This window comes from Streptomyces sp. MBT65, from assembly GCF_016612545.1.
Classification (GTDB): domain Bacteria; phylum Actinomycetota; class Actinomycetes; order Streptomycetales; family Streptomycetaceae; genus Streptomyces.
The window spans coordinates 1-415 of the sequence record NZ_JAENRY010000777.1 but is presented as its reverse complement, the minus strand read 5'-3'; the positions used below and the strand labels follow the sequence as shown (position 1 = coordinate 415).

The 415-nt window shown below is 77.1% G+C and carries 1 protein-coding gene; it reads left to right on the top strand.

Annotation, left to right across the window (positions count from 1 at the left end):
* A partial coding sequence (locus tag JHN63_RS52065; protein WP_267953889.1) for a BTAD domain-containing putative transcriptional regulator occupies positions 1-415 on the top strand: 415 nt, incomplete at both ends.

Genomic DNA, 415 nt, shown 5'->3' with positions numbered 1-415 from the left:
GGGCCGGGAGCGGGGGAGCGGGAGAGCGGGGACGGCTGCGGGGACGGCGGAGGGCGGCTGGGGGCCAAGGACGTTCTGGCCACCGTGCCGGGCGGCTACCGGCTGCAGACGCGGGGCGGCGCGGTCGACCACCGGGAGTTCGAGCGCCGCGCGGGGACCGGTTACCGGGCGATGGACGCGGAGGACTACACGGGAGCGGCCCGCCGTCTGGCCGGCGCGCTGGAGCTGTGGAGCGGGCCGGCGCTGACCGGTCTGCAGGCCGGCAGCCAGATCGGCATGGAGGCCCGCCGTCTGGAGGAGGCCCGGCTGTGCGCGCTGGACCAGCGCATCGAGGCCGACCTGCGCCTGGGCCGCCACCGTGAGCTGCTGCCGGAGCTGACGGTGCTGGTCAACCAGCACCGTCAGCTCCGGCAGC